This window comes from Streptomyces sp. NPDC093510 (assembly GCF_040683555.1).
GTDB lineage: Bacteria > Actinomycetota > Actinomycetes > Streptomycetales > Streptomycetaceae > Streptomyces.
Genome location: NZ_JBFBEE010000027.1, coordinates 47,692 through 65,398 on the forward strand (window position 1 = coordinate 47,692; position 17,707 = coordinate 65,398).

Annotated in this window: 12 protein-coding genes; 7 read left to right on the forward strand and 5 right to left on the reverse strand. The window is 67.1% G+C overall.

Features of this window, described 5'->3' with window-relative positions; genetic code table 11:
- Positions 1 to 25 precede the first annotated feature (25 nt).
- Entirely contained in the window at positions 26 to 676 is a 651-nt protein-coding gene (locus AB0N81_RS33545; protein WP_365365081.1) for a DUF6542 domain-containing protein, read from the reverse strand.
- A gap of 197 nt (positions 677 to 873) precedes the next feature.
- Here AB0N81_RS33545 and ychF point away from each other — a divergent pair, with 197 nt between their 5' ends.
- From ychF to AB0N81_RS33560, 3 genes are all read left to right on the forward strand, one after another.
- Positions 874 to 1,962, forward strand: a complete 1,089-nt coding sequence (gene ychF / locus AB0N81_RS33550; protein ID WP_365365083.1) for a redox-regulated ATPase YchF — start codon at positions 874 to 876, stop codon at positions 1,960 to 1,962.
- A gap of 275 nt (positions 1,963 to 2,237) precedes the next feature.
- Positions 2,238 to 2,522: a hypothetical protein gene (locus AB0N81_RS33555; RefSeq protein WP_365365085.1), complete on the forward strand. Its 285-nt coding sequence runs from the start codon at positions 2,238 to 2,240 to the stop codon at positions 2,520 to 2,522.
- Positions 2,504 to 2,917 carry a PIN domain-containing protein gene (locus tag AB0N81_RS33560; RefSeq protein ID WP_365365087.1) on the forward strand — a complete coding sequence of 138 codons (414 nt, stop codon included), beginning with the start codon at positions 2,504 to 2,506 and terminating at the stop codon, positions 2,915 to 2,917. Before AB0N81_RS33555 ends, AB0N81_RS33560 begins: the two co-directional genes overlap by 19 nt.
- Positions 2,918 to 2,933: 16 nt before the next feature.
- Here AB0N81_RS33560 and AB0N81_RS33565 read toward each other — a convergent pair whose 3' ends face one another.
- The 4 genes from AB0N81_RS33565 to AB0N81_RS33580 form a co-directional block, all read right to left on the reverse strand.
- Entirely contained in the window at positions 2,934 to 4,046 is a 1,113-nt protein-coding gene (locus AB0N81_RS33565; protein ID WP_365365089.1) for a hypothetical protein, read from the reverse strand.
- A 594-nt stretch (positions 4,047 to 4,640) separates the two neighbouring features.
- Entirely contained in the window at positions 4,641 to 4,847 is a 207-nt protein-coding gene (locus AB0N81_RS33570; protein WP_365365091.1) for a hypothetical protein, read from the reverse strand.
- Between the two features lie 237 nt (positions 4,848 to 5,084).
- Positions 5,085 to 6,545, reverse strand: a complete 1,461-nt coding sequence (locus AB0N81_RS33575; protein ID WP_365365093.1) for a CBS domain-containing protein — start codon at positions 6,543 to 6,545, stop codon at positions 5,085 to 5,087.
- A 642-nt stretch (positions 6,546 to 7,187) separates the two neighbouring features.
- Positions 7,188 to 8,936, reverse strand: a complete 1,749-nt coding sequence (locus tag AB0N81_RS33580) for a DUF6119 family protein (RefSeq protein ID WP_365365095.1) — start codon at positions 8,934 to 8,936, stop codon at positions 7,188 to 7,190.
- Positions 8,937 to 9,288: 352 nt separating this feature from the next.
- On the opposite strand from AB0N81_RS33580, the gene AB0N81_RS33585 reads away from it, so the two are divergent.
- The 4 genes from AB0N81_RS33585 to AB0N81_RS33600 are packed head-to-tail and all read left to right on the forward strand — an operon-like array spanning position 9,289 to position 17,540.
- Complete coding sequence (locus AB0N81_RS33585; RefSeq protein ID WP_365365097.1) at positions 9,289 to 11,463, forward strand: hypothetical protein; 2,175 nt, start codon at positions 9,289 to 9,291, stop codon at positions 11,461 to 11,463.
- Between the two features lie 17 nt (positions 11,464 to 11,480).
- Positions 11,481 to 13,115 carry a class I SAM-dependent DNA methyltransferase gene (locus AB0N81_RS33590; RefSeq protein ID WP_365365099.1) on the forward strand — a complete coding sequence of 545 codons (1,635 nt, stop codon included), beginning with the start codon at positions 11,481 to 11,483 and terminating at the stop codon, positions 13,113 to 13,115.
- Complete coding sequence (locus AB0N81_RS33595; protein WP_365365101.1) at positions 13,108 to 14,226, forward strand: restriction endonuclease subunit S; 1,119 nt, start codon at positions 13,108 to 13,110, stop codon at positions 14,224 to 14,226. The genes AB0N81_RS33590 and AB0N81_RS33595 overlap by 8 nt, the downstream gene beginning before the upstream one ends.
- The gene (locus tag AB0N81_RS33600; RefSeq protein ID WP_365365103.1) at positions 14,223 to 17,540 is read left to right on the forward strand and encodes a type I restriction endonuclease subunit R; all 3,318 of its coding nucleotides are present in this window, start codon (positions 14,223 to 14,225) and stop codon (positions 17,538 to 17,540) included. Before AB0N81_RS33595 ends, AB0N81_RS33600 begins: the two co-directional genes overlap by 4 nt.
- Positions 17,541 to 17,707 lie beyond the last annotated feature (167 nt).

The window sequence follows — 17,707 nt, forward strand, 5'->3', positions numbered from 1 at the left end:
GCGAGCGTTGTGGAAGGCCCCCTCCTCAGGCGGCGGGGACGCGCCCCTCGCGGGCCGGGCGCTGCGGCGGGCGCGCGTTCCGCCGCTGCGCCATCAGCCTGGCCTTGCGTACGGTCACGACGAGCCCGGCGACGAGCGTCCCCCCGTACAGCCAGCCGGCGTGCAGGGCGAGCGTCGTCACGAGCCCCATGAACTGGCCGCCGAAGCCGCCCTCACCCCCGGCGACGGGCAGCACGCCGGCCGCGAAGGCGATCGGCACGCCCACCGGCGCGGTGATCAGGTCGGCCGGGCGCACCCAGAGCGCCGTGAGCGCGGCCACGGGCAGGAACAGCACGCCGTACGCGACGACGTAATCGCCCCCGGCCAGGCGGAGCAGACAGGCGAGCAGGAACATCACCGCCGTGCAGAAGAGACCGCTGCCGAGCCCGGTCAGGCGGGGGTTCGGCATCCGTCGCAGCGCGCGGTACAGCGGCGCCCGGCGCAGGGCCCGGAGGAACGGCGGGGCGGGACGGCGCGGGCGGGGAACGGCCGGCCCCGCCGTGCCCGGCACGGCGGGGCCGCCCTGTGGTGGCAGCGGGGCGGGCCGGCGGGGCGGCCGGGCCGGTGAGGTGGTGCCGGGGGCGGACCGGGCGGGCCTGGGGCCGGACTGAGGGGGACGCGTCCTGTGTTGCTCCACTGGACCAACCTAGGCGGGGTACCACGCGGAATCCGTCGCGGGACACGCCTTTGGGACGACCTTGGCCATGCGTTCGAAGAGGAGGCGGCGGGCAGGCGGGGGCGGCGACGGCACGCCGTAGACTGGGGGATCGCCCCACGGTCGCTACGGCCCTCCGGGCCGTCCACCCCCAGCCCTCACGTACGGGAAGTCGCAACGTGTCGCTCACGATCGGAATCGTCGGTCTGCCCAATGTCGGCAAGTCGACCCTGTTCAACGCCCTGACCAAGAACGACGTGCTGGCGGCCAACTACCCGTTCGCCACGATCGAGCCGAACGTCGGCGTGGTGGGTGTCCCGGACCCCCGCCTCACGAAACTGGCGGAAATCTTCAGCTCCCAGAAGGTCCTCCCGGCGACGGTCGACTTCGTCGACATCGCGGGCATCGTGCGCGGCGCGAGCGAGGGCGAGGGCCTGGGCAACAAGTTCCTCGCGAACATTCGCGAGTCGGACGCGATCTGCCAGGTCATCCGCGCCTTCAAGGACGAGAACGTCGTCCACGTCGACGGCAAGGTCTCGCCCAAGGACGACATCGAGACGATCAACACCGAGCTGATCCTCGCCGACCTCCAGACCATCGAGAAGGTCCTGCCGCGCCTCCAGAAGGAGTCGCGCATCAAGAAGGACGTCGCTCCGAAGGTGAAGGCGGTCGAGGAGGCCCAGGCGATCCTGGAGAAGGGCGACACGCTCTTCTCCCAGGGCATCGTCCAGGGCTCCGGCAAGGAGGAGCTCCTCCACGACCTGCACCTCCTCACCACGAAGCCCTTCCTCTACGTCTTCAACGTGGACGAGGACGAGCTGACGGACGACGAGTTCAAGGCCGAGCAGAGCGCTCTGGTCGCCCCCGCGGAGGCGATCTTCCTCAACGCGAAGCTGGAGTCGGACCTCGCGGAGCTGGACGAGGACGAGGCCCTCGAACTCCTCCAGTCGGTAGGCCAGGAAGAGCCCGGCCTCGCCACCCTCGCCCACGTGGGCTTCCGCACCCTCGGCCTCCAGACCTACCTCACGGCAGGCCCCAAGGAGTCCCGCGCCTGGACGATCCCCCAGGGCGCGACGGCCCCCGAGGCGGCCGGTGTCATCCACACCGACTTCCAGAAGGGCTTCATCAAGGCCGAGGTCATCTCCTTCGAGGACCTGGTCGAGGTCGGCTCGGTCGCCGAGGCCCGCGCGAAGGGCAAGGCGCGCATGGAGGGCAAGGAGTATGTGATGCAGGACGGGGATGTGGTGGAGTTCCGGTTCAATGTGTAGCGGCTGACATATCACCACGTCACTGATCTCGCAAACGTGCAGGTCATATGGGGTCCGACTCTTCAGGGTCGGGCCCTTTGCGTTTTCCCGTGCTGGGATGGTGCTGGGATAGCTGACCCCTCGTCACCTGTCGTCATCCCTGGTCATCCGTACTGTGCTGGGATCGTGTTGGGATGGGGTGCCCGTGCTGGGATTTGTGCGAGCGGGGCGCTGACCGAGCTGTGAAGGTAGTGCGGACGTGGCGCTTTTCCTACTCGTTTGACACAATCGGGGGCATGGCTGAGGCGACGTACAGCATCGGGGAAGGGCCAGCGACGCGGGTGAGCTTGTCGCTGCCGGAGGGGACCGCGGAGGCGATCCGGGCGCGGGTGGGCAAGAGGGAGTTCTCCGCGTTCATTGCCGAGGCGGTCGAGCGCGAGCTGCGCGGGCAGGTCATGGACGAGTACCTGGCGGACTACGAGAGCCGCAAGGGGCCGGTCTCCGAGCCGGCTCGTCAGCGGGCGCGGCAGGTCTTCGACGAGGTGTTCGCCGGGGAGGCCGAGTGGCCCGCCGCAGGTTGAGTCATGAGGGGACTCTGGTCCTCGACAGCGAGGGACTCTCGAAGCTGCTCGCCGACGACGAGCAGGTGGTGGCTCTGATCGCTGAGGCGCGCTCGCGCGGCATGGAGGTCGTGATCAGTGCGCTCACCATCGTCGAGGCCGTCCATGCCCGTACGAACAAGTCCCGCCTGAACTGGGTGCTTTCCGGGCTGCGGGTCGTCCCGGTCGGTGATGAGGAGGCGAGGGCTGCCTCGAAGTTGCTGATGAATGCCGGGTTGCACGGACACAAGTACGCGATCGATGCGGCCGTCGCCGAGGCCGCGCTGCGACAGCACCGCCCCGTGGTCATGCTGACTTCCGATATTGACGACATGGCCAAGCTGTGCGGCGAGCGGGTCCGGCTCGTGGCGGTGTGATTTCCCGTGGTCCGGCTCAGTAGGAGCGGGGTCCGTAGGGGCTCCAGTGACCGAGGAAAGGCTTGAGGTCGTCGCCGCTGGGTTTCGGCGGCGTGGGCAGCTTCGGCGCTGAGACCGATTCGGTGAGGTGTTGAAGGTGAGCGTCCGCGAACGCGAGCCACGCCTCGATCTCGGTCCGATCCTGCCCAGGCGGCAGTGACGTGGCGTGGTCGCTTACTGCTGCGATGTATTCGGCCAGGCGGCTGGCCTGGTACCAGGTGTCTGCCTGTTCTCCGAGGTGTTTGACGCGGTAGGCGTGGGCGTAGGCGGCGTGGGCTTCCTGCATGGCGGCTTCCCAGCGCTTTTGCTGTACCTCTCTGGCTTGCTGGTCTGCAAGGCGTTTGCGTTCTGCGGCCTCGCCGCGGAGTCCGACCTCCTGCACGATCTCGGCGAGTTGTTCTTCCAGAGACCGGTCGGGGAGATCTGCCCATTCGCTTGCGCGGTGCGGGCTGCCGCCGCGGAGTATGAAGCGTAGGCGGCTGGAGGGGGTGTAGTCGAAGCGGGGGATACGCATCCATGAGTACTTCTTGGCGTCGGCGAGTTCCTTGTCTGTGGGGACCTGTTCGCTGCGGTCCTGTTCTTGGAGGACGAGGAATCCGACACTTTCGCCTTGGGTGGTGATGGAGAAGTGCGGTGGTGCCTTGTGGCGCCGATGGGGCGGGGGTGCGCCTTGTGTGGTTCCGAGCGATGCCTTGTGGCCTTGGGCTGTGGTGGCGGCGATGAGGGTTTGGATGATGCGCAGGGCTCGGCCCTGGAGGGGTTTGGTCAGGCCCATGGGCTGCGGCTGCTTTTGGAGGGCGGCCACGACGGCATGGGGTTTGGTGAGTCTGGCCGGCACAGGGAGCGGGGTTAGTTCCGCGAGGCGCCAGGCAGGGATGTCGACCAGCTTGATCTCGTAGCCGCGGTGGGTGCGGTATCCGTGGAGTTCCTGCGTGTGGGGGATCTTGCCGGACTTGCGGGCGGCGTTGACCCGTGACGCCCAATTCACCGCGTGCGGGCCGGATTCGATAGGCTTGATGAGACAGCGGTCGTTCGCAACGGCCAGTTCATCGAGTAGCTGGTCCGCGTAGTTCGCAAGGGCCTTCGGCACGGCTCGGGGCGCGGCGGTGACGGCTTTCGAGCGGGCCGTTCCGGCGGCCGGGTGCTCTGCTCCACGGGGCGGATGCCGCGGTCGATGAGATGCTGCTGCCCCTTCTCGGTGAGGTGGGCGCTCCAATGCCCGCGGCGTTTGGTGACCTTGATGAGCCCTCGGTTCTGCAGGGCTTGTCCGCTGGTCTTGTACGTGCTGTCCGGCCAGACTCCGTCGGGACACCCCTGGCCCACCCAGTCGAGCACGGCCTGCTGCCGCTTGTTGAGGGCCTGTTCCATGTAGCCTCCCGCCGTTCCCTGGCTGCCCTGCCCCCGGAGACGATGCCCGCTGCCCTTGCGGGAATTCCGGGCTGTTGAAAGGACTCCTCGTTCGGGTGAGAGATATAGAGGGCATGTTTACGGCGAGAGTAGTTATTCCTGGCATTGATGCGAAACGGCTTGGGTTCAGAGTCGTCGATAGGGATCTGGCTGAACTGGCTTGGGGTGCGGGTGGACGTCCGGGAGGGGCAGTGGGCCGACATCGTCGTGCACGCAGCTGAGCCCGAGATCGGGCGTTCGTGGACGTTGTCGACGGTCGCCGCGGTGCGCGTCTGAATCAGATCACCGTGGACGGAGCCGTCTCGCCGAGGTAGATCTTAAACGCCTCGCGGATCTGGCCACGTGTGTAGCCGACGGTGTTGACGTTGGCCGGTACGACCTCCCGCTCGTATCCCCGCTTGCGGGCGGACAGGTACTTGACCACGCTCGATGCTCCCGTGTTGGAGACGAACAGGTTGCGGGCGGTCCGCAGGTCGGTGTGCAACCCTTCGAAATTACGCGCGTGGCCGATGCTGGCCCGACTGGCGGTGTAGTACTTGCACTCGATGGCCAGCAGGCACTTATTGCCTCGCGGCGCCATCCGGATCTGCCATGAGAGTGCAGCCTCGTCGGCTGGCAGGATCAGGACATCGCACTCGTGCACTCGCGGTGATCGAACTCGGCCTCGACAGCCCTGAGCCGGAAGCCTGACAGCGGGCCCGGCCCAGGGCGCCTCAGCCGGTCAGGGCCGTGGGTCGTGGTCGATCAGCTTCAGCAGACTCAGAAGCTGCTTGGTCTCCGTCAGGGCCTCGGTTTTCGTCTCCGGGGCGTCCATGTCCCAATGCGCCAGCTCGTTCCGGTACTCCTTGACGGCGGTGACACGGCGCACGAGATCGTCTTGCTCGTACGGCCACGCCAGCCTCGCCCAGCAAGCATCGTCCTTGAGGACTTCCGGGTACTGGCCGAGAGTGAGGTACTTGCCCGCGGTGCGCGTCTTGCGTACTCCCGAACCCGTGGGCAGCTCGTCCACGGGCAGCCGATCGGTGAGGCGGCGTAGCCGCCGCTCCGCCTCGCCGAGGAGGATGAATGGCTCGACTCGGAGTTTGAGCTGATCCGCCAAGTCGGATGCCGTGAGAATGCCGAGCACGAGATTGTCGCCGTCAGTGACGATGAGGAAGCCGTGGCGTTGGATGTCGTCGATGCGGACGAACAACTCCTCCTGCTCCTGAGCGGTGAGCGGATGCGGATCCAAGGCTGCGGCTATGGTGGCGCCGCGGTTCCCCAACTGGGCTCGCGCGACGCTCTCCCAAGTGACGACCCCGCGCAGCACGTTGTTCCGGTTCACCACTGGAAGCTGGGAGAAGTCACCCTGGACCATGCGTGTGATGGCGCGGCTGAGCGGCTCGTCGAAGCCGACCGTGACCACGTCGCGGGCGAAGGGGAGGCTGCCGATGCGCCAATGGCGACTCAGGTCCTCGCCCGCGGCCCTTGTGGGCGTGTGACCAAGGTCTGTCCCCGAAGGTTCTTGAGCTGTCTCTCCCGTCAGGGTGGTCTCCTCCGCGGAGACCGTGACCAGGCCGTCGAGCTGGACTTCCGTGAAGTGAGGGGCCACCTGCAGACCTCGAGCCGCGAGCTCCCGGTCGACGAGGTCGATGACGTCACCAGTGCGCCTCTGCCAGCCCCACAGACCGATCAGATCCCGGGCGGTCAGCTGCCGGGTGCCCTCGTCGCGTACATCCTGCTTCAGCGCATCGGGGTCCGCAGGCGGCTCCACGGCACCCTTGTAGCCCGGGTCGACACCGGTCTGCGCCAGTGTCTCGACACGGTGTGCTGCGTCACGGCGGCGCAGCTCGCTCACGGTCAGGAACGCGCCGATGCTGTCACGGAGGTCCCCACCGATCGCGGCCCGCTCGACCTGGGTGCGCACCCATTCCACCTTGCGCGTGTGCCGGAAGCCGGGGGCGGCCTCGCTCCGGTACTCGTATCCGCCGGTCAGCCGTCCGATGGAGACAACGCCGAGAAACTTCCGGGGCATCACGACCAGATCCCCGGTGTCCATCGTGATGAAGCGCCACAGCTGATGCTTCCAGTTGTCCACTCGGCCGGGCAGCTCATCCGGATAGGCCCGAGCCAGCACATCCCCTACATCAGCGATCGACGCGCAGCCGCTCAGATCGCCGACCTCCTCCCAGCCAGCGATCACCACGCCCTCGTCGAGTGCCTGCTCTTCGCGCTCTCCGTACTGGCCCCCGCGGACTGTCCAAGCTCTGACCATGGTTCCCCACCCGTAAAGCCCTCCAGCCGCATCCACGTCGGGCGGCTCGCGTTGGGGATGAATCTACGTGCGTGTTGCGGCGTGACGACAGGCGCGGAGCAGATCGAGCCAGCAGCCAGGAACAGGGCAGGCGTCGCTTTGGCGCCCGCCCTGTTCCTGGCTAATAGGTCATCAGTCTGGCTCTGACCAGGGACGACTCTCTGGCGAGTGGCGGCCAGACGTATGTCGGTGCCGCAACCGGGGACGTATGTGGGACGCGCCCTCTCAACGAGGGTTATTTACGCGCAGAATGACCTCGGAGGTGCTGAAAAGGCCCTCTGCGGGAGATCTCACGAAGAGCCAGGGACAGCCTCTAACCTGCATAAACGTGCGCCCCCGGCGGGAGCCGCCAAACGTGGCTGGTGTTGCGCATGGTTCTGACCTGCGGGTTTGTGCGACGGTGTGGGTGGAGGGGCGGGCGCGGGTGGTGCCGGTGGGAGCGTCGGCCGCTCGCAGGTAGGGGTGCGCTCAAGGGGAAGCGGATTCGGCCAGGCTCCGGGAACGCTGCACGTGGTGAGCGGGCCCGGGCGGCTATGCAGCCTCGTCGAGCATGGCCGACTGGGCCGACTCGCTTTCGATGCCGATGACTTCGACGGTCACGCCGCGAGCGGCGAGGGCCTTCGCGGTCTGGGCCAGGGTGATGGCGGAGAACGGGAAGAGGGAGTCCGGCGTGAGCTTGGCTCCGTCCTTCAGAAGGATCGCGAAGACGACGCGGCGCGGGGTGAAATCCTCGGGGATGCTGCGGGCCGGATCGCTGTTGACGTGTACGGACCGGGCGAACTCCGCGCGTACGGCCGCGTTCTCGAAGAGGAGTTCAACGGAGACGCGCGCCTGGTTGAACAGGTGACTTAGCGGACTAGAGGAGTGCGCGGGCTTCACGAGGACAAGCGTGCCGTCCTCGGTGAACAGGTCGCAGATCTCGACAGAGTTGCTCGGCCGAAAGGGGTTGTGGACATTCTTCTTGTCCAGGCAGACCCAGCCGCGGCGGGCCTGGGCGGCCAGCTTGTTGTAGTCGCCTTCGTCTGCGGGGCGGATCACGCGGATTCCCTTCTTGTTCAGCTTCTCGACGAGCGGCCAGCGGGGGAGGTCGACGGAGGGCGCGTCGGGGAACAACGTGGCCACGGTCTCGTTGACGTTGCGCAGGTAGTCCGCCCCGAGCTCGTACCACTCATCGTCGAGCAGGCAGAACGTGCGGGAGTTGAGGGAGAAGGTGGCCCCAATCCACTTCATGGCGGATTCCTTGGACAGGGCTTCGAGGGAAGCGGTGCGCGGGGCGAGTGCGGTCCGTGCGGCGAGCGTGTCGCGGAACAGTTCGACGGTGCCCTGCCGGAGGGCCTCGACGCGTGCGCCTGCCTTGATCACGCGGGCCCGCTCCAGGACGTAGTCGAGACTGAACTCGTCCTGGAGGTGGGGTGGGCAGGATCCGATCTTGATGGTGCAGGCGGTGGACCGGGACAGGTCGGCGCTCTGGGAAAAGGGGACAGCGCTGACGATCCGGCCGTCTGCGGGACGGCCGAGCGTGGCGTCCAGTTCCGCGTCGAGCGCGTCGATGAGGGAGGGGGCCTTGACCGGGGTGATGTGCTCCACGAAGGCCAGGTCGGGGTGGGGAAGGACGTGCTCGCAGATCGCGGCGATAGCGCGGATGTCCTTGACCAGCGTGGTGGGGGTGGTGCCGAGTTTGATACGGAGACCGATGCCGCCCTCCGCGGTTATGGCCCCGTTCCTGGTGCCGCTCCCCGCAGTGAGGTCGACTTCGTCGAGGTAGCCGCCGAGGTGGCGGATGATCCGCCCATGGTCCCGGAGGCCGAGGGCCGGTACGGAGGCGCCGGCAGGGACCAGGGAACTGTCGATGCGCGCCTGGCCGAGGACGCTGGCGGTGAAGTCCCGCACCTGCCGCGGGTTGATGGCGCGGATACCGAAGGACAGACCGAAGTGCGCGTCCTTGAGCTGGGTGGGGAGAAGCCGGTACCCCTGGTCGAAGCCGATCGCGTACACCGCGCCGTCGACGGCGAGCATGAGCAGTGCGCCGGTGCGCTGCTCGCTCTGCAGCAGATCCGATTCGTCGGCGAGCCGGAGGATGTCCTTGCCCCAGGCGGCTTCCTCCTTCGCTACGGCGAAGGACACCGCGAGGGCGGGAACTCCCATGTGATCGCTGACGTCGCGCACGACCGCGTCCAGGGTGTCGAGGGCGTCGACGTCGAGGGCTTCGAGCATCGACTCAGGGGTCGCCTTGACGTGGGTCAGGCGGTACAGGGTGCGCTTCGACGCGGTGCTGGACACAGAGGTCTCCTGGGGCGAGGTTGCGGTGCGGTTTGGTAACACGAGCGGCCTTACGGGACGGGTGGTGTCGAGGCGGACGGGGGTGAGTGCCCGGCAAGGGAGCAGAGGTGCGGTGATGAGGACGCCGGTGGGGTCGGGCTCGCATGGGCCGGGGTCCCGGCGGGTGGTGCTGGGGTGAGGGTGACCAAGGTGCCAGAAGGCGGGAGATAAGCCTGTTCGAGAACCTGATAACCCTGGTTATCAACCCTTGGCGGGGCTGAGAGCTCGACCGGCTGTAGCGTGTGAGGCGCACTGGAAGAAGCGTTCTCGACCGAGAGCAAGAGGCAGTCGTCACGAAGGGAGCGGAACCGCCATGGCCAGCACGCGTGAAGCAGCCGTTCCCATCCTGCCGGAGGAGACCTCCTGGCGGATCAGTTACGCCGAAATCGGGACTTTGGCCCAGGTGCAACGGCCCGTCGTCACCACCTGGGCGCGCCGGCACGCGGACTTCCCCGAGCCCGTCGCATACGAGGGAGCAAGCCCGCTCTTCGATGGCGGCGAAGTCGCCGAATGGCTTCTGTCCACCGGCCGCGGCAACGCTGACGCCGACCAGATCCGGGCGGAGCTGGTGCTGCACACCCTGTCCGCCTGGCGGCGCGCGATCCCCGCCCGCACGCTGGTCGACACCGTGACCGCGCTGCTCTGCCTTCGCCAGCTCCTTGACGAACCGCTCTCCGAGCTGCCTTGGCGCACGATCCTGGAGCGCGCCGCGGTGACCGACTTCGAGGACGCCTACCTCCACGAAGAACTGCGTGACCTGCCGGACGCCGAACGGCAGGGCCCCCTGCTCGCCGTGCTCGCCGACCAGCTCACCGAGGCCGCCTACACCCCGGCCGACGCGCTCGAACGGGTCATGGACGCGCGCCGCCGCCTGGGCTGCGACGACCTAGCCGCCGACGAACCGATTCCGCTGGTGAGCCGGGCGATGGCCCACCTGAGCGGCATCGCGCGTCTGAACGAGCGCGGGCAAGGGGCGACGGCCGCTGTCCTGTACCCCAGGAGCGGAGATCTGCTGGTCGCCCTGCATGAAGCAGTCTCCGACGCCGAGGACACGCCCTTCCTCCTCTCCGCAGACTCGACGCCGGACCTGGTCCGGCTCGCCCGCCGCCGCCTCATGGCCCAAGGCGTCCAGGAGTACGAGATGGACCTCGTGGACGGCGCGGAACTGTCCACGGACGACTGGGGAAACCCGCACGTCGTCGTCTGTGCCCTCCCCTACGAGGCGGCCGAGACCCGCAGCCCGCTCGCCGTCCTGCAGAACCTGCAGGACCTCACCGACCTCCTCGCCGAGGACTGCGCGGCCATCGTCCTGGGCCCCGCCGATGCGCTCGTCCGCCCCCTGCCCGCACGTGGGGAAGCAGACCGCCTGCGCCGGGGCTTCCTGGAACAGCACCTCCTAAAGGCCGCGATCAGCCTCCCCGAAGGCGTGCTCCCTTTCCGCCCGGCCCACCGCACCGCGGTCTGGGTCCTGCACCGCACCCCCGAAGCACAGCGCACCGGCCAGGTCCTCCTCGCCGACCTCTCCTCACGCACCCTTACCGCGCAGGCCCTGGACACGCTGGCCGAGGACATCGACATCTTCCGTGACGCCGGCTGGCGGTCGGACGGCCGTCACGAACCGCGCAACGCCGTCATCGTCCCGGCCACCACACTGACCGGCGCACCGGGCACTGCGTTCACCCCGCAGCACCGTTCGCACGCCGACCGCTACACCCGCACCGTCGTCGAACGCCCGGCCCGCATCGCCGAAACCGAACTCCGGCTCCAGCAGCTGATCGACGCCACCCGCAGCGCACTCGACCACGCACCCACGATCCGCAGCAACGCCGTCCTGCGCCCCGATGACCGGCCGGTCCGCCGCACCACCGTGGCCCGCCTACTCAAGGACCGTCGCCTGCGCCGCCTGCCCGGCCACCGCATCGCCGACGAACACCTCACCACCGGCGGCGCAGGCCACTACACCGTCCTCACCCCGGCCGAGATCACCGGCACCGCACCGGTCGGCAGCCACCGAATCGACCGCGCCGTGCTCCTCACCGCTTACGAGCACGCCTACTTCACCGAACCAGGTGACATCGTCGTCACCGCCACCCCGAGCTTCGGCGCGTACGTCGACGACGAGGGCCTGTCCGTGGTCGCCTTCCCCGCCCGCGTCCTGCGCGTACGAGCCGACGCCGAGCATCTCGTACGGCCCCGTGTCCTGGCAGCGCTCCTGCGCTCGGCGGCGGCCGAACACCGGCGAGTGAGCGGCGCGGTCCGCTCCGCCCGCCGCATAGAAGACCTTCTCATCCCCGACCTCCCCGGCGACGAGGCCGAGCGATACGACGCCCTCCTGGCCGACATCGCCCGCCGTACCGCTCTGCTGCGCCGGCACGCGGCCGCCCTCGACGACCTGACCTCCCTGACCGCCGCCGGCCTAGTCGACGGCACGCTGACCCTCGCTGAACCACTCTCGTCTGACCTCCGCCTGACTCCCGAAATCTCTTGAAGGAGACCCGAACGCCCATGCCGCCCCGGAAGAAGAAGCCCGCCGACCAGGCGGAACTGTTCACCGCCTCCACGCCCAAGGAAATCCAGGCCATCCTCTGGAAGGCCGCCGACAAGCTGCGCGGTTCCATGGACGCCAACCAGTACAAGGAGTTCGTCCTCGGCCTGATCTTCCTCAAGTACGTCTCCGACGCCTTCGAAGAGCGCCGCGAACAGCTCGCCAAGGAACTCGCTGAGGAGGGCATCGCCGAGGACCGTATGGAGGAGTTCTTGGAGGACCAGGACGAGTACACCGGGCACCACGTTTTTTGGGTCCCCGAGAGCGCCCGCTGGTCCTCGATCTCCGCCAACGCCAAGAGCGGCAACGTCGGTGAGGCCCTCGACCAGGCCATGGACGCCATCATGAAGGCCAACCCGTCGTTGCTCGGCGTCCTCCCCAAGATCTTCAACAAGGACAACGTCGACAAGAAGCGCCTGGCCGAACTCGTCGACCTCATCACTGATGCCCGCTTCGGCGGCAACGACGACAAGCCTGCCCAGGACATCCTCGGCGAGGTCTACGAGTACTTCCTCGGCAACTTCGCCCGCGCCGAGGGCAAGCGGGGCGGCGAGTTCTATACCCCGAGCAGCGTCGTCCGCCTGCTAGTGGAGGTCCTGGAGCCGTACGAGGGGCGGGTGTACGACCCGGCCTGCGGATCGGGAGGCATGTTCGTCCAGGCCGCCAAGTTTATTGAGGCCCACCGTGGCCGCGGCCACAAGGCCGACATCTCCGTCTACGGCCAGGAACTCAACGAACGCACCTGGCGCCTGGCCAAGATGAACCTCGCCATCCACGGCATCGACGGCAACCTTGCCGCCCGCTGGGGCGACACCTTCGCCGACGATAAGCACCCGGACCTCAAGGCCGACTATGTGATGGCCAACCCGCCCTTCAACATCAAGGACTGGGCGCGGAACGAGTCGGATCCGCGGTGGAAGTACGGCGTCCCGCCGAAGGGCAACGCCAACTATGCCTGGCTGCAGCACATGATCAGCAAGCTGGGGGAGCGGGGGACGGCCGGCGTCGTCCTCGCTAATGGCTCGATGAGCAGCCAGCAGAGCGGGGAGGGGGAGATCCGGCAGGCGTTGGTGGATGGGGACATGGTGGCTTGCATGGTCGCGCTGCCAGCTCAGCTGTTCCGGACGACGGCTATTCCGGCTTGTTTGTGGTTCCTGGCGAAGGACAAGTCGCCAGGGGGCGTGAAGGGGCAGAAGGTCGCTGCCGCGGATCGCCGGGGCGAGATTTTGTTCATCGATGCCCGGGAGATGGGCGAGATGGTCGACCGTACCGAGCGGGACCTGACGGAGGACGATCTCGCGAAGATCGCAGGGACCTATCACGCGTGGCGCGGGACGACGAGTGCGAAGGACGCGGAGGAGTCGTACGAGGACGTGCCGGGGTTCTGCGCGAGCGCGGACCTGAAGACAGTGCAGGAGCACGGGTATGTGCTGACGCCGGGACGGTATGTCGGTGCGACTGAAGCGGAGGAAGAGGACGCCGAGGCGGTCGCGGAGAAGATCGCGCGGCTGACGGGGGAGCTATACGAGCTGTTCGACAAGTCGGACGAGTTGGCCAAGACGGTGCGCGAGCAGCTGGGGAGGGTCGATGTCTGAATGGACTCGCACTACGCTTGACCAGCTCGTGAAGCTGCGTCGTGGCCACGACCTTCCGACGACGAGTCGGAACCCGGGGAATGTTCCGGTGGTCGGAGCGGCTGGGCCAAGTGGATTTCATGACACGGCGATCGCGAAGGCCCCTGGCGTCGTTGTTGGTCGCGCTGGGGCCTCCATGGGGCACGCCACATACTGCGCCGAAGATTTTTGGCCGCTCAATACTTCGCTTTACGTGACCGACTTCCTGGGGAATGATCCTAGGTTTGTCTATCACCTGCTGGGGGAGATCGACTTTTCTGGATACAATTCCGGCGCCGCCCAGCCAATGCTTAACAGGAATTACATCACGCAGATTCCCATTAGTCTTCCGGATCCTGATGAACAGCGTGCCATCGCGGCTGTTCTCGGGGCGCTGGACGACAAGATCGCCGTCAATGAGCGCGCCGCGGCCACAGGGGATGCCCTAGCGAAAGCACGTTACGGGCAAGCAGGGCGCGGCTTGTGTAGAGATGCTCCGCTTGGCCAGCTGGCTACCGTCGTGGTAGGCGGAACACCGAGCCGATCGAAGTCGGAGTACTGGACCCGAGGAACGGTCAACTGGATCAATTCCGGCAAGGCTAACGAATTTCGCGTCGTTGAACCAAGTGAGATGATTACCGAGAGCGGGCTGGCGGGAAGCTCTGTGAAGATGATGCCGCCGGGGGCAACTTTGATCGGAATCACGGGCGCCACCATGGGAAAGATCTCCCGCCTGGAAATTCTCGCCGGAGGAAGTCAGAATGTCGCGGGTGTCTGGTCGTCGAACCCTGCTCTGAGCGACTGGCTATTCTTTGATATTCGGGCGCGTGTTGCTGATCTCATTAAGCACGCCTCGGGAGGGGCGCAGCAGCACATCAATAAGAGGGTAATTACTGAGCTCCAATGCGCTGTGCCGGATCGCCCACTGCTTACTGAGTGGCACGCCATTGCATCGCCGCTCTTGGCTCGTGTCGCGCATTCACTTATGGAGAACCAAACCCTCGCCACCCTCCGCGATACCCTCCTCCCTCAACTCATGTCCGGCCGCCTCCGCGTCAAAGACGCCGAGAAGATTGTCGAGGACCACGTATGACCACGCACGGGAACGACAACGGCACTAGCGACACCCCCGCCCCCGACAACTTCCGCCCCCTCGAACTCGACTGGGAACTCCTCGCCCTCGAAGAGCTCCTGGAGCTCGACTGGCCCAAGGCCGAGGGCAAAGAGCTCGTCCCCGGATCCGGCCACCGCCGTTCCTGGGACGACCTGATTCTCTACTCCGACCTTCGCGAGGCCATCGAGCGGCTCAACCCCGCCCTCCCCCCGGATGCCGTCCGCGAGGCCCTCGCGACCGCCGCGACGCCCACCTCGCAGGACACGTACGAGGAGAACCGGACCGCGCACGGCTATCTGACCGACGGCGTCCACTCCGTCACGTACACCGACGCGCTCGGCGCCGAGCACACCCCGACCGTCCGGATCGTCGATCTGGAGAACGCGGATGCGAACACGTACCGCGCAGTCCGCCAGGTGACCGTGATCAACGGCGAGCGCAATCGCCGCTTCGACCTCGTCCTGTATGTCAACGGACTTCCGGTCGCCGTCATCGAGCTCAAGAGGGCGGGCGACCCGAACGCCACCCTTGCTGCCGCACACACCCAGATCCGGCACTACGTCGAGGAGTTCCCGACCGCCTTCCGCTACAACGCGGTCGTGCTGCTCTCCGACGGGATAACCGCCAAGTACGGCACGCCCTTCACCCCGTACGAGCACTTCGCCCCGTGGAACACCGACGAGTTCGGCGCCCGTGTGGATGCCCTGGGTGACTTCAGCGCCAACGTGGGCGCGGACGGCGACGACATCCCGACCGGCCAGGACCTTGCCCTGCACGGCCTGTTCACCCAGCCGCGCTTCCTCTCCCTCGTCCGGTCCTTCATCAACTTCGTGCCGGCCAAGCGCATGAAGCGCATCGCGAAGCCGCACCAGTACTTCGCGGTCACCCGTGCCGCCGACGCTGTACGCCGCGCCACCGCGACTGACGGCAAGGCCGGTGTGGTCTGGCACACCCAGGGCTCGGGCAAGTCCGAGGAGATGGTGCTGACCACCAACCTCGTCATGCGCGACCCCGCCCTGCACAACCCCACCGTCGTGGTCGTCACCGACCGCACCGACCTCGACGACCAGCTCTTCGACACGTTCAAGGAGAGCGAGGTCCTCCCGGAACAGCCCCACCAGTTCCTCAACCGCGCCGAACTCCGCGAAGAACTCGTGGCTAAGCGCACCGGCGGCATCCTCTTCACCACCCTGCAGAAGTTCGGCCGCACCAAGCAGGAGAAGGAGGCTGGGACCGATCACCCGCTCCTCTCCGAGCGGCGCAACATCGTCGTCGTGGTCGACGAGGCCCACCGCAGTCACTACGACCATCTCGACGGCTACGCCCGCCACCTGCGCGACGCGCTCCCACACGCCACGTTGCTCGCCTTCACCGGCACTCCAATCTCCGAGGCCGACCGCAACACCCGCGAGGTCTTCGGCGACTACATCGACACCTACGACCTCAAGCGGGCCGCTGACGACGGCGCGACCGTGAAGGTCTACCACGAAAGCCGCGTCGTCCAGCTCGTCCTCGACCGCGACGTGGACCCCACCACCATCGATACCGAGGCTGACCGCATCACCGACGGCCTGGACGACACCGAGCGCACACGCGTCGAGCAGGCCGTCGCCACCATGAACGCCATGTACGGCACCCCGGCCCGGATACGCGACCTGACCCAGGACCTGGTCGAACACTGGGAGGCGCGGCGCACAGCGATGCTGCCCTTCGTCGCGGACGCCGACGACGCACCCGGCGCAGCCCCCGGCAAGGCAATGCTCGTCTGCGCCACCCGCGAGATCTGCGTCCGCGTCTACGACGCTCTGCGTGAACTGCGCCCCGACTGGCACACGGATGACCCCACCACCGGCGCCATGAAGATCGTCTACTCCTCGGACTCCCGCAAGGACAACAAGGAGCTACGCGCCCACGCCCTGCGCGACTCCCAGCGCAAGGCCGTCATCAACCGCGCCAAGGACCCCGAGGACGAGCTCCAGCTCCTCATCGTCAACAACATGCTCCTGACCGGCTTCGACGCGCCGTCCATCCACACCATGTACCTGGACCGGCCGCTGCGCGGCGCCGGCCTGATGCAGGCCCTGGCCCGCGTCAACCGCCGCTTCCGCAACAAGGAAGACGGCCTCCTCGTTGGCTATGCCCCCCTCACCGAGAACCTCCAGAAGGCGATCGCCGAGTACTCCGCCGACGACCAGGCGGACCAGACCCTCGGCCAGGACATCGACCGTGCCCTGGACGAACTCCGCAACGAGTACGACATCCTCGACCAGATGCTCCTCGGCTGGAACTGGCGCGAACGCCTCTCCCGTCCCGACCCGAAGTCCTTCATCAAGGCGGCCTACACCACGGCCGAGTACCTGCGCAGCCCCGCCACCCCGGGCAACAACCCCGACCAGCTCGACGACCCGAATCAGACTCTCAGCCGCCGTTTCCGTGAGCACGGCTATCGCCTGGAACGGTTCTTCGCCCTCGCCGGCTCTTCCGCCGACGTCGGTTCCCGATTCCCTGACCAGCCCTACTGGAAGCGCGACATCCAGTTCCTCGTCGAGGTCCGTACGTACATGGCGAAGCTCGACGCCATGGACCGCGAAGCCCAGGGCCTGCCCGTCGCCCGCGACGTCGCCCTCTACCTCTCGCAGCTCACCTCAGCTGTCGTGGAGACCGGCGGCGTCACCGACCTCTTCTCCGAGGCCGGACTGGACAAGGCCGACCTCACCCACCTCAACGACGCACTCGTCGGCCGCCTGCAGAACAGCGAAACCCCGCACCTGGCCGCCGAAGCCCTGCGCCGCCTCGTCGAGCAGAAGATGCGAGAGCAGACCCGGCACAACGTCGTCCGCCAGACCGCGTTCTCGGAACGCCTCCAGGATCTGATGACCCGCTACATGCGGCAGCAGCTCACCAGCGCCGAGATCATCGCCCAGCTGGTGGAACTGGCCAGGACAGTCGCCGAGGACGCCCGGCGTGGCGAGAAGTTCACCCCGCCGCTGGGCAATGACGAACTCGCCTTCTATGACGCGGTCGCCGACCTTGGCAGCGCTCGCGACCTCATGGGCGACGAGATCCTCTCTGGAATCGCCCGGGACCTCGTCGTCCAGGTCCGCAAAAATCTCAAGAAGGACTGGATCGCCCGCGAACCCGTCCGCGCAAAGCTCCGGGCCACTATCAAGCGCCTCCTGGCTCGCCACGGCTACCCGCCGGAGCAGTCGGAGGACGCGATCAAGCTGGTGATCCGTCAGATGGAGCACTTCGCCGACCGGTGGTCCCAGGACGGCTCGACCGCCGACGCATAGCCCTTGTCCGTATGGCTCCTTGCCCCGGCACAGCGCTTGCTTGGCGCGGCGGTTCTCTGCCCGGTCGGATGCCCCGTATTGAGACCGGCATCGGACGTGTTCGCTCCCCTTACTCAAAAGAAAATTCCAGTGCTGCGCGACGCGGAGAGCGCCCGGCCGCTACTTTC